We start from the raw sequence: 15132 nt of genomic DNA, 5'->3' as shown, positions 1-15132 counted from the left end.
CTACGCGACGAAAATGGGTAAAGGTCTATATTTAGCCCGCCGTTGTGGCTTTCGCGCGTAGTGCAACCACCGGCTTTTCTTCAACTTAGCTCTCTCCTCCTATGCTTGGTTTCAAACGCTTAGTCAATGTAGTCGTCATGGTGTATTTGCTCCTGGCGCTGCTGTTTATCCTGATGCCCGCTTCCCGCGACTTTATGATGTCGTCGATGGGATTGAGTGGTGACTTAGGGTTGGCAACATTTTATAACACCATGTTTGTTATCGGAGCCGTATTGCTGGCTTTGGAGCTGATCGTAGAGAACCTGTATAATGTGGCCTTGAAACGCGACCTTTCCCGCCAGGAAGGCAAGGTAAACGAGTTGAAAGCCCGCCTCTATGACCATCAGATGGAGCAGCGCGACCGAGATTTACAGGCACGCCCAGTTACCACAGCGGCTCCGGCAGCACCCACTCGGCCTGTTACCACAGCAGCACCCGTTGTACCTGTTACACCAGTTGCACCTCCTACTCCCGTAGCACCGACAACTCCAGCGCCAACCCCAGAGCCGGCCGCAACTACGACCACCACGACTACCCGTCTCGACCCCGTATATGTAGTGCCCGCTGACCCTGCGCCGGGGACTAATTTGCCCCCCAATACCAACGTAGCCGAAACGCCCCCGCATTCTAACATTCCGCCCGCTTCTGCCGCCGACCTCGAGACACCACGACCTACGCAGTATCCCTCTTCCCAACCCTAATAGTGACCGATTCGCTTACTAACCGCATTCAGGCCGAGCTTACGGAGGCTCGCACGGTCCTTGACCGTTTTCTAGCTGATCCAACCAATATTACCGCCATCGAGCAAGCTGCCCGCCTCATGGCCGGCAGCTTACAGCTGGGAGGCAAACTCCTGAGCTGTGGCAACGGCGGCTCTCTCTGTGATGCGCAGCATTTTGCCGAGGAACTCAGCGGCCGTTACCGCCACGACCGTCCCGCCCTGGCGGCCATTGCTCTCACCGATGCCTCGCACATGAGTTGCGTGGCAAATGACTATGGCTACGACCACGTATTTGGTCGCTACGTGCAGGCCCTGGGCCGTCCCGGTGATGTACTGCTCGCCATAAGTACCAGTGGCAACTCGCCCAACGTATTGCGCGCCGCCGAAGCGGCCAAAGCAGCCGGAATGCGCGTTGTGGGCCTCACAGGCAAGGATGGGGGGCAATTAGCCGCCCTCTGCGACGTCGAGATTCGGGCTCCGCATTCAGGTTTTGCCGACAGAATTCAGGAGATTCATATCAAGGCGATTCATATTATGATTCTCCTAATTGAGGAGTTGGTGAAATAAACTTGCGGCGGTAAGCACGAAGCTTTTCTTCCTAAAAGACCAAGACATAGCACTAAGCTGTTGGCACGAGGTCTTTTGATACTAAAACGCCAGAGGTTTTCCCTGATAGAAATTCAACATCTGCTGTTTAAAAAAACAGTCGTATTTGGCCTGCACCAGTTCAGATTGGGCCGTTATTAATCGGCTTCGGGTTATGCTGTACTCTACGGCATCAATGCCTCCTAACTCCAGCATTTTGGCCGCGTACCGGTGTTCCTCGCCAATAACGCCGTACTGCAATTGCAGGGCCTGGTACTTTTTGGCAGCAGCTCTGTAATTTAAAAATGCACTTCTTACTTTTCCGTTGAGCTCCTGGTTTACCTGCTGGTAGCTTAGCCGCGCAGCCTCAATGTCCAGCTTAGCCAATTGGTCGGTGCTCTGCATCTGGAAACGGCTGAAAAGGGGCACATTTAACGATAAGCCAACCCGCCGGTTCAGATTATCCAGGATTTGGTTTTCAAACCTCTCGGTTTTATAATTCGAGGTGCGCGTTGCTAACTGGGCTGTAAGCGCTAATACTGGTTTGTAGGTAGCCCGCCCCACTTGCCAGGCATAGTGCGCGGCTTCCACCCTCGCCTGCGCGGCCTTCAAATCGGGAAGAACCGTAGCTGCTACGGTCAGTACCTCTTCACTCATGAGGTCCGGCGTTAGCTCTTGGTCGGATATTTCAACTGGTTTCACAGCCATCGTCTCCGTGATTGGTAAGCCAATCACCTGACTCAAGGTAAATAAGGCTTGCTCCACGTTATTCTCTGCGTAAACGGTCAGCAGATCTTCCGCCGCCACCTGCGATTGCAGGCTAAGCAAGTCTCTTTTGCTAAGTATGCCCTTTTCTGCCTGCATCCTTACCTTCCTTTGCTGCTCAACTAAATAAGCCGCCCGCAGCTTAGAATTAGCTAATTGCTCTTGGCTGAGTAATACCTGCAGAAAAGCATAGACGATATCCAGCGAAATGGCATTACTGCTTGTTTGGTGTCCATACGTGGCCGCCGCCATTTGCTGACGCCGCAGCTTGACTTGCGAAGAAGAAGCAAAACCATCGAATAAATTCAGGTTAAAATTTAAGGCCGCCTGATTGCCGAAATTGAACTGGTTTGATAACTCGTTCGTGGAAGGATCAATCAAAAACCCCCAGTTACCGGCCGAGCGCACGCGGGCATTGACGGTCGGCAGAAAGAAGTTTTTTGCCGCGTGGAGCTGCACCCTGCTTTTATCCTGGAACAAAGTAGCTTGCTGAATCTGCAGGTTATGGGTTTGCGCAAAGGCCAGACATTCCTCTAGTGTCCAGATTTTCTGGCCTGAAGCAGTGTGGCACAATAAGCAGAAGACAAAAGCCCCCCATGACGCTTTCTGCCATTTAAAAACGGACAACCTGAGCTTGCCTATTACTTGCACCGAACAAGTAGCTAGCAGTAGTAAGAGCGAATGCATGGACGTATGGCTTAAGTTGCTACTCCTCCAAGGCAAGCGTAACCTGTCTGACCCCTTCCACCTCTTTTAAGGCTTCGACTAAGGCTTCGCTACTACTAGCGTTTTTCAAACTGGCGCTATAAGAGAATTGCGTGAGCGAGTCCTTCTTCAGCTTAGAAGTCTGTGTGCTCACTACCTTGAACCGCTTACAGAAAGCCTGTAAGATGGGTGTATAGTCACTCTCTGTACTGAGGGTGGCCTTGCGAACAATGGTCAGAATGAAATCGTCTTGTTGCGTGGTAGCGAGGCCGTGAGTCATGGCAGTGGTTACCAAACCGATAAGCAGGCACCCAACTAAAGCAACCGAATACAATCCTTCTCCGCAGGCCAGGCCAATGGCCAAAGCGAAAAAAAGGAACATAAAGTCTTGGGCGGCCTTCGTGGCGGTCCGAAACCGAATGATGGACAAAATGCCCACCATGCTAAATGCCTGCGCCAAGTTATCCCCTACTACCATCATTACGAAGGCCGTAATCATGGTTAGCATCACAATAGACTTAATTAGATTAACTGAGTAACTACTTTTTCGAAAAGCAATGACGTAGAAAAAGGAAATAAGTAGCCCGCACACCGCAGCCCACATCGTATTGCCCAATACCTCCCGAACGGTGATAGAAAAATTGAAAACTGCCTGAATATCTCGCTGCATAGAAAGAAAAGATTAACGCTGAGCGCCAACCAAACAAGTATAAGTTAAGCATAAGCGCATGAGCTAGTTAGCTCATGCTTAATACAGAAGAAGCGATTCTGCCGTGCGTGCTACGTGGCCTTTTAAGGAAATAGGTTGGCACGAAATAGTTGTTCTGACGACCATGCCCGGCACCAGGGGGGCTTTTTTATCGTCAATCAAAGCGGTGACAAAGAACGCCTGCCGTCCATCCACGATTTGTACTGTATTATCAATACCAATTATTCTGCCGACCGCCGTTTGGGTAGTTCCAGTTACCGCTACCTCTATTTTCTGCCGTAGCTGGACGTAGTTCTTCTCCAGATAATTTACTGGCAGCAACACGACGTAGGCTGAATTATCAGCCACCGATACCAATACTTCCTCCATTGGATTTGCCGCTGCTTTCTGTAGCAGTACGGTTCCCGAAACCGGTGACACTACCGTTAATTCTTTTAAGCCTTGCTTGATGTGCTGAATTTGTCGTTGAAGGGAGTTAATTCGGGTGCGGATAACTCTGACTTGTTCGGGTTTGCTGCCGGTAGTAGCGGACTTATAGCCAGCCTCAATCCTACCGACATTTAGCTCGCGCACTCGGAGGGTATTCAGGGCTAGCTCATATTCCTGCAATGATGTCAACGAGTCTTGGTGAAGCGCCACTGTGCGCTGAGTCAGAACGCGTTGAGCCGCGAGCTCCTGCTGAGCAAGGGCCAGCTGATTCACTACTCCTTCCACATCCGCAGATTTCTGACCAGTACTGACAAGCTCTAGCTCCGCTTCCTGCACAGCCAGTTCACCCTGCAATTGTACCAACCGTTCCTGATCCTGATTGGAATACATATTGGCTACCGTATCGCCTTTGCTCAGGTAAGGCTGGTGATATATTTTCGGATTCAACTGAAAATCAGCTTGGTAGCCTCTCTGAAATACTGATGCCGAAAAAGCATTCAACCGGCCCGTGCGATTATCTTTTAGAGTAGAAATCAAGTTGCCGTTCTGGGCTCGGCTCAGGGTCCATTCACTAATCGGCATTACCAAACTGCTCGTATCAATGGTGTAAGGGATGGCAGTGGGGGCCAATTCCACCACTGCCGTTCCTATTACTAGCGGCGTGGCTGCCAAGAGCAGGTTTCTTTTTAAAAAGAGCTTTATCATAAGCAATAAAAATTAGCTCTACCTCAGATTTAAGAAACAGTACTTATTTCAATAATTCAATTACCGTCAAGAATATAAATAGACCAATAATTACGCCAACAAGCCAAGGCTTTTATTTCACCTCATTTTCAGAATGATAACTTTTGCCGCTATTGATGGGAATTAAGGGTCAACGCAGCAAAGTATGTACTCACTATTTTCTTACTAATTATTTGACGTATTTCTACTGTTTTATCGTTATTTAATCATATTTTTTTCTATTAATTCAAAACACTGATATCTGTCCCTATTCTCTACACCCATGCACCCTAAGCAACTACATGTGGCTACTGTACAAAATCTGTCCCACTAAAAAAGCCGACTTCAAATAAGGCCGGCTTTTTGGTGTCTATCTTTGATTCGGCTTTCATCTTATTCTATTCATCGTTTATCAATGCTTACCAAAACCTACGGCTCGGCCGTGCAGGGTGTTAATGCCAATACCATTACAATTGAAGTAGTTGTATCGCAGGGAACACTATTTTATGTAGTCGGCCTAGCCGATAATGCGATTAAGGAAAGCCAGCAGCGCATTGAATCCGCTTTAAAATTTCGGGGGTATCGGATGCCACGCACCAAGGTGGTCGTGAATATGGCTCCGGCCGATGTACGCAAAGAAGGCTCGGCCTACGACCTGCCCATTGCCCTGGGCATTTTGCACGCTTCCCAACAGTTGAATACTGAACGATTAGGCGAGTATATTATCATGGGCGAATTGGCCCTAGATGGCAGCCTACGACCTATTCGCGGCGTACTGCCCATCGCCATTCAGGCCCGTAAGGAAGGCTTCAAAGGCTTTATTCTGCCCCGCGAAAACGCCCAGGAAGCCGCCATTGTGAACAACCTAGATGTTATTCCGGTGGACAGCATGCAGCAGGCCATCGACTTTTTCGAGGGGCGTGAGGAAATTGCCCCCCTGCGCATCGATACCCGCGACGTATTTCAGCACACCGTCAATCAGTACACCGCCGACTTCGCCGACGTGCAGGGCCAGGAAAACATCAAGCGTGCCCTGGAAATAGCGGCCGCCGGGGGGCATAATGCCATTATGATTGGCCCACCCGGCGCCGGTAAAACCATGCTGGCCAAGCGCCTGCCCAGTATTCTACCGCTGCTCTCCATGCAGGAGGCACTCGAAACTACCAAGATTCACTCGGTAGCCGGCAAGTTGGGCACTAATGCTTCCTTGCTGACGACGCGGCCGTTTCGGGCACCGCACCACACTATTTCGGATGTGGCGCTGGTGGGCGGGGGCAGCAACCCGCAGCCGGGCGAAATCTCGCTTTCCCACAATGGGGTGCTGTTTCTGGATGAGCTGCCGGAGTTTAAGCGCACCGTGCTTGAGGTGATGCGCCAGCCGCTGGAAGAGCGCCGCGTGACCATCTCGCGAGCCAAAGTGAGCATTGAGTTTCCGGCCAACTTCATGCTTATCGCCAGCATGAACCCGTGCCCGTGCGGCTACTATAACCATCCCGAGAAGGAGTGCGTTTGCGGCCCCGGCGTAGTGCAGCGCTATCTTAACAAGGTAAGCGGCCCCTTACTCGACCGCATCGACCTACACGTGGAAGTCACGCCCGTGACCTTCGACCAGATGACAGAAACGCGTAAATCGGAGAGCAGCGCCGATATTCAGCAACGGGTAGAAAAGGCGCGGGCCGTGCAAAGCGACAGGTTTAAAGACTTCTCTGATATTCACTCCAACGCCATGATGCCTTCGCAAATGGTGAAGGATATCTGCCAGATCAATACGGCCGGCCGCGCCCTCCTCAAAACGGCTATGGAGCGCCTGGGCCTTTCAGCCCGCGCCTACGACCGCATCCTGAAAGTAGCCCGCACCATCGCCGACCTAGCAGGCACCGAAGAAATTCGCATCGAGCACCTGGCGGAAGCCATTCAGTACCGCAGTCTGGACCGGGAAGGCTGGGCGGGATGATTTATTTAACATTTATCAAGTAACATTTACCGACGCACGTCAACTGATTGCTATGCTCAACGCTCATGCATTACTTGTTCATTGGTAAATGTTAATTGATAAATGTATAAGCGCTTCGTCAAACCCCTCCTGTTTCAGCTCGACGCGGAGCACACGCATCACTTTGTTTTCGATAATCTTAAGCGCGGCTACCGAGTACCCGGCACCGCGGCTTTGCTGCGCGGCCTCTACGATTTTCAGCATCCTAGCCTAGAACGGGAGATTTTCGGGCTAAAGTTCAGGAACCCCATAGGCCTGGCAGCGGGCTTCGATAAAAACGCCGACCTCACCGATGAATTGGCAGCGCTGGGCTTCGGGTTTGTCGAAATAGGGACAGTGACGCCGCGGGCGCAGCCGGGCAACCCAGCCCCGCGTCTGTTTCGGCTGCCAGCTGATGCGGCCCTTATTAACCGCATGGGCTTCAACAACGACGGCGCTGAAGCCGTAGCCACGCGCCTCCGCCAGCGACGCTCATCCATGCTCATCGGTGGCAACATTGGCAAGAATAAGGACACGCCCAATGAGCACGCCGCCGCCGATTATGTGGCCTGTTTCGATGCGCTCTTTGATGTGGTTGATTATTTCGTAGTCAACGTCAGCTCGCCCAACACGCCCAATCTGCGACAGCTTCAGGAAAAAGCCCCCCTGATTGACTTGCTCCAGCAAGTACAGACCCGCAACCAAGCCCATCCCAATCCCAAGCCGCTGCTGCTCAAAATCGCGCCTGACCTTACCGACGGCCAGCTTGACGACATCCTGCTCATCGCCCGCGAAACGCAGCTGAGCGGACTGGTAGCCACCAACACCACCATCAGTCGCGAAGGGCTGCAAATTGCCCCCCAACAAGTACAACAGTTGGGCGCAGGCGGTCTGAGTGGTCGCCCGCTGCGTCAGCGCGCCACGGAGGTTATTCGGTATCTACACCACAAATCGAACGGCGAACTGCCTATTATTGGTGTGGGGGGCATTTTTTCGGCCGCTGATGCCCAGGAGAAACTAGCAGCCGGCGCGGCGCTGGTACAGCTTTACACTGGCTTTATTTATGAAGGTCCCGCGCTTGTAAAGCGGATTAATAAGGCGTTGGTGCAGTAGTCATTGCTAACATATAGCCTTATTTGGTCAGGCCGTCATGCAGAGCGGAGCGAAGCATCTCGCGTTCTGTGTCTGGTTGCTATTCCAGGTAAACACGCGAGATACTTCGCTTCGCTCTGCATGACGGCCTAAACAGCTAGCATTTCTGAAGAGAACTTTCCTGCTGGCTCTGGCAACGAATAATTAAGCTGGCACCTGCTTTTGCAAACGCACTTCTACCACCTCTTCAGGCCGCTGCCCATGCGAGAACTTGGCTTTGTAGCGCCGTTGCACCCACACCAGCGGCGGCACCATGACCAGCGTAGGCCACAGAAAATTCCAGGGCCAAGGAATGAACGTGAGACTGGTAGCCGAAAAAGCAGACACTGCCGCGATATAGGCGCCTACGAAGCCCGATATATGGTTGTGCAGCCATTGGCCCGTAGGCCAGGGACTAGAACGCCGAAACGCCCGCAGCTGCTGCACAGCAAAATTGGCCCCAATGCTGCCAAACACGAGCGAAATGACATTGCGCGTAAGCACGCCGTAGACAATCGTGCCCCCGAAAACCACCAGTCCCAGCCCTACCCCTATCCAGTCGTAGACGGATGCTTGCTGGCCCTGGCCCATGTGCTTGTGGTAGAGGGAGCGGTAGCCAAACCAGGCCAGATACAGGCTGAAAATACCAGTCAGCAGCAAAAAGGTGAGCCCCTTAACACTGGCCGAGAAGATAGCCGTGGTGCCCGCTATTACCATGGCCCAGAAGAAAATACGACCCCAGAGCCGATGCGCGCTGCCCCCTTTGCGCACTGCCAGAGCAGCCGGCGCCATGAAAAAGCCCACGAATCCGGCCCCGATATGCACCCAACGGTTCAGCAGCAATAGCTCGTCCATGACAGCAGCGAATAAGTATTGAGTATCAACTAACTCTGGTCGTTTGCTGTCAAATGTGGGCGAAAACGGGATTTGTATTTCCGAAATAATACTGAAACGTCGGAATAACTAGGTGAAGTAACCGCTCGGGCTGATGAATTGCTGGCGGCTGCCTGCGCCGGGGGCTTTTTTTATCGTGCCAGCGCTGCCATAAAGCGGTGCACTGGCTGGATTCCCTAAAGCTTCAATCCCACCCGCCACTCAATTACGTCGGCGGCACCGCGGTGTACTTTCAAGTCGACGGATCCGAAAAGCCGCTCCGTAACGTGGTATTTCAAGCCTATGCGCTCGTAGTAAAAGCTGTTCGATTTGTACGGATTATATACGTAAACGCCTAAGTGCGTGACCACTGCCATGCGCCCAAACAGCAGCTCATGACCGACGAGTACCCCGGCTTTTTTCACGTCGATCAGGTTCTCGCCCGTTCGGATAGTGTCGCGCTGCTCGGCCAGCAGGCCCCGGTCGTAGAAGCCCTCCAAGCCGGCCACCAAGTTGCTCTTGCGGTTGATGCGCCGGCCGGCCAGCACCGTCAGGGAATTCACCAGATACTTCTGCCGACTCGATTCGTTGCGCTGCTTATAGCCCAGTGTGCCGCTCAGGTTCAGGAAGTTCCGACCGATATCCTCAGGCACGTAGCCCGGCACAGCCGCCACCGGCCGAAACGGGCGCTGCTGATGATAGTTCAGGCCCAGCACCACCGTCGGGATGTTGATGCCCAGATTAGGTTTCGTGGTTGCGCCGTTGGAATAATGGTTGAGTCCCACGCCCAGCAACAAGCCTACATGCTCCGAAATGGCCACATCATATTCGGCCCGGAGTTGCAGCGTGGCATTCAGGCGCGAGCTGACAATCAGGTTTTTGTGATTGGTTTCCTGGTCGAAGCGCACCGGGAAATAGCCCAGGCCCGTGCCGATCCGCAGGTTCAGCTCGTGGCGGGCCGTGCGCAGAAATGATTTGTTCAGGTACGCGGTAGCCGCGTACGACTGGCCCAGCACTGGATTATGATAGTCGTAGTAAGTGAAAGCCAGCCCAACTTTCGGGTAGCGGTACCAGGCGTGCCAGGGGGCATTTCCGGCGGTTTGCCGCTGCATATTCAGTTCAAACCCCGTGGGGTGGGCCTTCACTAGATGAGCTACTCGCGGAGTATGAGCAATAATGAACCCACCCTGCACATAAGCTCCCAGCACCATCGGCTCGCGGAATGGGGCCGTTTCGGGCGTTTTCTGACGACTCTGGGCCTGGGCCAGCTGACCAAAAAAGCTCAGTCCAATACAGGCGGCCACAACAATAAGACCCAATTTCAATCGACCAAAAATAACCATAGAGCAGCGTGACGCGACTCAAAATTAGCAAAACCTGTGGCACCGTGCTTTGGAAACAAGACAAGTGCTAGGAGGCAACTAAGCGCCTGACCTCTTTGCACTTGACGGAAACATGAGTATTAAGAATAGGTTTTCGCTGTTATTAAACTAGCATTAATTACAACCTGGGCCGCAACTTTTATACACTCTTTTACGGTAAGAGGCCCTGACAATCGTTTGTCCTGCTGGCATTAATACCAGATTTACAATGTTTTACAAAAACCTTTTATCCTTTTTATGAAAAAGTTTGCAGTACTGGCTTTAGGCCTTCTGACGGCCTCCGTCGCCCAAGCTCAGGACCCGGGCGGCTTCCGCATTGGCTTAAAAGCCGGTGCCACTTACTCGAACATCAGCGGCGACAACGTACAGCAGATTACGGGCGCAGGATATAGCAGCGATTTTGGCGATTACAAGCTGGGCTATAATGCTGGTGTAGCGCTCACCATCCCGCTCAGCTCCGATGGTTTCTTCTCCTTCGCCCCTGAATTGCTGTACAACCGCAAGGGCTACGAAATCAGCTCTACGCAAACTAACCCCGGAGCTGGAATTTCTAAGCTAGAAATTGAGCAGTCGCGTGTTCTGCACTACCTAGATGCGCCATTGCTGGCCAAAATCAATGCTGGGGGGCTTTTCTTTGAGCTTGGCCCACAGGTAAGCTACTTGTTTGGCTCCAAGAACAAGAGCCAAACAACTACCAAATTCGCCAATGGCGACAAGGATAAGGTGGAAGACAATTCCGGCTTCCTTGATTACACCGGTGTCAGCCGCGACGACGCCTATAAATCTGACCTGGCGCAGTTCGACATCAGTGGTGTGGCCGGCCTTGGCTACATGACGGAAGGCGGACTCAGCCTGGGCCTGCGTTATGCTCGTGGTTTCAATTCCCTTATTGATACCAAAAACCAAGACAACGAGCCGAAAGCATTCAACAACGCTTTTACCCTACAGCTGGGCTACCTGATTCCGACGAAATAGGTAGTTGCTGTTCAGCTTCTTAGAACGGGTTGCCAGGCGCTGGCAACCCGTTTTTTTGTGCTGTTAAAAATCTGAATAATCCCTTTTCATGGCATTTTTTGTGCCGCTGGCACACTTTTCGTCTGTGGCCGGGGTGTGCAATTTATCTAACCAAACCTTTTTTGCGCCATGAAAAAAACTGCATTCGTACTCGCCACCCTGCTATCGGCCGCGGCCTTCGATTCTTCCGATGCTCATGCTCAGGGTATTCGCTTTGGCATCAAGGGCGGTGCCAATTACTCCAACCTCTCCGGCGACCTGACCAACGAGGACATTTATGAAAACAAGTTTGGTGCCCACGGCGGCGTAATGTTGAATATTGGCCTCGTAGATGACGGCTTCCTCTCCGTGCAGCCCGAGGTTTTGTTTTCCCAGAAAGGCTACAAATACGCCGATAACCAGTTCACCTTCCTGGGCCAGAGCTATACCTACAAAGGCACGCAGACCTACAACTACATCGACGTGCCGTTGCTGCTCAAAATCAACACGGGGGGCGTTTTCTTCGAGGGCGGCCCGCAGTATAGCTACCTGCTCAGCGTGAAAGACGAGTCGGAGCGCACGACCAACGGCACCGTATTCAGCAAAGTGCAGAATGAGCAGAACCTGGAGGAGGTGAACCGCAACGAAATCGGCTACGCGGCCGGCCTCGGCTACCAGAGCGAAAGCGGCCTGCTGCTGGGCCTGCGCTATAATGGCTCCTTTACTGACTTCGCTAAAGACGGCTACCGCGACGATGAGTTGCGCAACGCCCGCAACCAGGTGTTTCAGGTGTCGCTCGGCTACCTGATTCCGAGCCGCTAGAACCTGTTGATCTATAACAATTTAAGAGCCCACCTTCTACAATAAGAGGGTGGGCTCTTTGGTTACTATATATAATTTACAATATCCAGTGTGCTTATTGTCGCCGCGTCCTTGGATGGGGAAAGGCATTTTTCAGTCACACTTTCATCTCGATTATAAGTAGTTATGAAAAAGGTTATTCTCTTCTTGGTGCTAACTACAACTGTTGCATCCTTTAGCCACGCGCAGAGCGTAAAGCTGGGCCTCAGAACCGGCGCTAACTTGTCGAATTACGTTGGTGATGGCACCAGGATTTTTAAAACAGCATTTAACACTAAGCCTACATCACAGTTTGGCTTGCACGGCGGACTAACACTCAACGCTCCATTGACCAGTGGCGGGTTCCTTTCTTTGCAGCCTGAGCTTTTGTACTCCCAACGTGGTTTTCGATTGGAAGGAAATGGAATTAAGCACTCGGTACGCGAACACTATATCGATTTGCCTGTGTTGGCCCGCATCAACGCTGATGGCCATATATTCGAGGCTGGTCCGCAGATAGGCTATCTGGTGGCAGCTACTATAAAAGAAGATGATAACGCACCAGGTAATATCGTTGGGAGCTACAGGCGGACTGAAGTAGGATACCTAGCTGGTGTTGGCTACCAATTTACCTCAGGGCCTAGCGTAACCATTCGCTATAATGGTGGGATCTCAGCAATTAAGGGCTATGATACCGATGACAGCAAGACTCGGCATTCCGTGTTTCATTTTTCTTTAGGGTACGCGTTTGGCGGCGAGTAGATGAAGCATGCAGAAGCTACAAAGCCTGTTCCCCGGAATTAGGGAACAGGCTTTGTAGCTTCTAATACCATTACGAAAAAAGCTGCCGCATCTGTAGCTACTTTTGACCGATGACTTCGTTAGTAGCTTTCTGCTGTTGGCATTCTATGAAAAACGTTCTTTTGGGATTGATCCTGCTGCTCATCGCCAGCACCACCAACTACGGGCAGCTTGTGCGCGTGCGACCGGGCCTCAAGGTGGGGGGCAATTTGAGCAGCGGCGTCGGCAAGGATATGGTGGACAGCAAGTTTCGGGTGGGCTACCACGGCGGCGCTACGTTGAACATGAGCGTTGGAGAGCGGTTTTCGTTGCAATCGGAAGGGCTGTACACGATTAAAGGCGACAAGTCACTTGCCTACGGGCCGAGCATTTTATCGGAGCTGCGCTACCTGGACGGCTTGGTTCTGCTGCGCTACACCACCACCGACATATTCTTTGAAGCCGGCCCACAGATGGGTCGTTTGCTTTCCGTGAAGAGCAACCTTGAAACGGTAGAGGCCCTTAGCGTGGAGAAAGGCCCCTTTCGCCAGATTGAGTATGGCTATGCCTTCGGCTTTGGCTACCAAGATCCAGGAGGACTCAGCGCAGGCTGGCGCTACCTGGGCGGCCTCAGCAATATCTTTAAAGCCGTCCAGTTTTCGGAAGATGAGACGCAGCAGCTGCAAGCGCGCAACGGGGCGTTGCAGTTTTATGTCGCGTATCGACTCTTTAATAGGAATAAATAAAACAAAAAAGCCCCCCAGCACATATGCTGGGGGGCTTTTTTGTTTTTGTGGTACTACAAGTCGCCCCCAGGGCCTCGTAGTACCACTATCGTTGCACAAAGTTTAGTATGCAGGCATCCGCAACGATAGTGGTACTACGACTTTAGAGTCGTAGTACCACGCGCTACCTGCTGGCCGCCACGTAGTTGCGGTAAAAGTGCGGAATGGTTTCAATGCCTTTGAAGAAATTGAAAACCCCAAAATGCTCATTAGGTGAGTGAATAGCGTCGGAATCAAGGCCGAAGCCAAGCAGCACAGTATCCAGGCCCAGCTCCGACTTGAACATGGCCACAATCGGAATGGAGCCACCGCCGCGCGTAGGCACCGGCTTTTTGCCGTAGGTGGCTTCAATGGCTTTGGCCGCCGCCTGATACGCTACGGAATCGGTGGGCGTGACCACCGGCTCGCCGCCGTGGTGGGGCGTTACCTTCACGGTGACACCCTGGGGGGCAATTTTCTGGAAATGCTCCTGGAATTTCTGGGTGATTTCAGCCGAGGTCTGGTGGGGCACCAGGCGCATCGAGATTTTGGCGTAGGCCTTGGAGGCGATTACCGTTTTGGCACCCTCGCCCGTGTAGCCACCCCAGATGCCGTTTACATCCAATGTAGGTCGGATGCTGGTGCGCTCGATGGTGCTGTAGCCTTTCTCACCGTGAATGTCTTTCAGGCCGATGCTCTTTTTGAAATCCTCGTCGGAGTGTGGGGCTTTGGCCATTTCAGCGCGCTCCTCGGCGCTCAGCTCATCTACGTTATCGTAGAAGCCAGCTATTGTAATGTGGTTGTTCTCGTCGTGCAGACTGGCAATCATCTGGCAGAGCACGTTGATGGGGTTGGGCACCGCGCCGCCGTAAATACCGGAGTGCAAGTCACGGTTGGGGCCGGTTACTTCCACTTCGTGGTAGCTCAGGCCGCGCAAGCCAACTTCAATGCTGGGCACGTCGTTGGACAGCATGCCGGTGTCCGAAATCAGAATGACATTGGCCTTCAGCTTCTCCTTGTTGGCTTTCACGAAGATGCCGAGGTTGTTGGAACCGACTTCTTCCTCGCCCTCAATCATAAACTTGACGTTGCAGGGTACGCCACCGTCCTGGCTCATCATTTCGAAGGCTTTGACGTGCATGTACACCTGGCCTTTATCGTCGCAGGCACCTCGGGCGTAGATTTTCTCGTCTTTAATTACCGGCTCGAAGGGCGGCGACGTCCACAGCTCATATGGGTCGGCGGGCTGCACATCGTAGTGGCCATACACGAGCACCGTGGGGAGGCTGGGGTCGATGATTTTGTCGCCGTACACAATGGGGTAGCCGGCGGTCTGGCATAGCTCCACATTTTCTACGCCGGCTTCTTCGAGGCGGGTTTTGAGAAAGTCAGCGGCCTTGAGCACGTCGCCCTTAAACTTAGGGTCGGCCGACACGGACGGAATACGGAGCCAATCGAGGAGTTCGGAAAGGAAGCGGTCTTTGTTTTGGTCGAGGTACGTAGGCATGGGGCGGTGAGGTTGATTGGGAATGACAAGTAAAAGTAACACTGATTACCTCAGCTACTAAACAGGAATCTGATGGCGACTGAGGTGTACTCAATTAGATAAGCTAGGTGGAAGAAAGCAAGTCAGCACTATCCGCGAATTTGAAATCCTTGTTTTGGCTGCATGACTTGAAAATTTTACTTACTTTTCTACCTGTGTTATCTCCTAGCACCCT

At 52.4% G+C, this 15132-nt stretch carries 14 protein-coding genes; 8 read left to right on the top strand and 6 right to left on the bottom strand.

Annotated elements, in window-relative coordinates; translation table 11 throughout:
- Positions 1 to 101 precede the first annotated feature (101 nt).
- Both B9A24_RS21980 and lpcA read left to right on the top strand, forming a co-directional pair.
- Positions 102 to 740, top strand: a complete 639-nt coding sequence (locus tag B9A24_RS21980) for a hypothetical protein (RefSeq protein WP_084444032.1) — start codon at positions 102 to 104, stop codon at positions 738 to 740.
- Between the two features lie 2 nt (positions 741 to 742).
- A complete protein-coding gene (gene lpcA, locus B9A24_RS04770; protein ID WP_084444031.1) occupies positions 743 to 1327 on the top strand; it encodes a D-sedoheptulose 7-phosphate isomerase in 585 nt (194 codons plus the stop codon).
- 81 nt (positions 1328 to 1408) lie between these two features.
- On the opposite strand, the gene B9A24_RS04765 is transcribed toward lpcA, so the two are convergent.
- The 3 genes from B9A24_RS04765 to B9A24_RS04755 form a co-directional block, all read right to left on the bottom strand.
- The gene (locus B9A24_RS04765) at positions 1409 to 2683 is read right to left on the bottom strand and encodes a TolC family protein (RefSeq protein ID WP_159451943.1); all 1275 of its coding nucleotides are present in this window, start codon (positions 2681 to 2683) and stop codon (positions 1409 to 1411) included.
- A gap of 133 nt (positions 2684 to 2816) precedes the next feature.
- On the bottom strand, positions 2817 to 3485 hold the full coding sequence (locus B9A24_RS04760; protein ID WP_084444029.1) for a DUF4956 domain-containing protein: 669 nt from the start codon (positions 3483 to 3485) through the stop codon (positions 2817 to 2819).
- A gap of 78 nt (positions 3486 to 3563) precedes the next feature.
- Positions 3564 to 4658: an HlyD family secretion protein gene (locus B9A24_RS04755; protein WP_084444028.1), complete on the bottom strand. Its 1095-nt coding sequence runs from the start codon at positions 4656 to 4658 to the stop codon at positions 3564 to 3566.
- Between the two features lie 433 nt (positions 4659 to 5091).
- Here B9A24_RS04755 and B9A24_RS04750 point away from each other — a divergent pair, with 433 nt between their 5' ends.
- Positions 5092 to 6630, top strand: coding sequence for a YifB family Mg chelatase-like AAA ATPase (locus B9A24_RS04750; RefSeq protein ID WP_084444027.1), 1539 nt, complete (start codon positions 5092 to 5094; stop codon positions 6628 to 6630).
- Positions 6631 to 6732: 102 nt separating this feature from the next.
- The gene (locus tag B9A24_RS04745) at positions 6733 to 7761 is read left to right on the top strand and encodes a quinone-dependent dihydroorotate dehydrogenase (RefSeq protein ID WP_084444026.1); all 1029 of its coding nucleotides are present in this window, start codon (positions 6733 to 6735) and stop codon (positions 7759 to 7761) included.
- A 183-nt stretch (positions 7762 to 7944) separates the two neighbouring features.
- Here B9A24_RS04745 and B9A24_RS04740 read toward each other — a convergent pair whose 3' ends face one another.
- Positions 7945 to 8634: a DUF2306 domain-containing protein gene (locus B9A24_RS04740; protein WP_084444025.1), complete on the bottom strand. Its 690-nt coding sequence runs from the start codon at positions 8632 to 8634 to the stop codon at positions 7945 to 7947.
- 215 nt (positions 8635 to 8849) lie between these two features.
- Positions 8850 to 9971, bottom strand: a complete 1122-nt coding sequence (locus B9A24_RS04735) for an acyloxyacyl hydrolase (RefSeq protein WP_159451942.1) — start codon at positions 9969 to 9971, stop codon at positions 8850 to 8852.
- A gap of 300 nt (positions 9972 to 10271) precedes the next feature.
- Between B9A24_RS04735 and B9A24_RS04730 the strand changes: the two genes are divergently transcribed.
- From B9A24_RS04730 to B9A24_RS04715, 4 genes are all read left to right on the top strand, one after another.
- Entirely contained in the window at positions 10272 to 11009 is a 738-nt protein-coding gene (locus tag B9A24_RS04730) for a porin family protein (protein ID WP_084444023.1), read from the top strand.
- A 168-nt stretch (positions 11010 to 11177) separates the two neighbouring features.
- Positions 11178 to 11849, top strand: a complete 672-nt coding sequence (locus B9A24_RS04725) for a porin family protein (RefSeq protein WP_084444022.1) — start codon at positions 11178 to 11180, stop codon at positions 11847 to 11849.
- 165 nt (positions 11850 to 12014) lie between these two features.
- Positions 12015 to 12629 carry a porin family protein gene (locus B9A24_RS04720; RefSeq protein WP_084444021.1) on the top strand — a complete coding sequence of 205 codons (615 nt, stop codon included), beginning with the start codon at positions 12015 to 12017 and terminating at the stop codon, positions 12627 to 12629.
- Between the two features lie 146 nt (positions 12630 to 12775).
- Positions 12776 to 13393, top strand: a complete 618-nt coding sequence (locus B9A24_RS04715) for an outer membrane beta-barrel protein (protein WP_159451941.1) — start codon at positions 12776 to 12778, stop codon at positions 13391 to 13393.
- 163 nt (positions 13394 to 13556) lie between these two features.
- On the opposite strand, the gene B9A24_RS04710 is transcribed toward B9A24_RS04715, so the two are convergent.
- Positions 13557 to 14918 carry a dipeptidase gene (locus B9A24_RS04710; protein ID WP_084444019.1) on the bottom strand — a complete coding sequence of 454 codons (1362 nt, stop codon included), beginning with the start codon at positions 14916 to 14918 and terminating at the stop codon, positions 13557 to 13559.
- Between the last annotated feature and the right edge of the window lie 214 nt (positions 14919 to 15132).

The sequence above is a fragment of the Hymenobacter roseosalivarius DSM 11622 genome (genome assembly GCF_900176135.1).
Lineage (GTDB): Bacteria > Bacteroidota > Bacteroidia > Cytophagales > Hymenobacteraceae > Hymenobacter > Hymenobacter roseosalivarius.
Note: the sequence above shows the minus strand (reverse complement) of the source record. Positions and strands in the feature narration are given on the sequence as shown.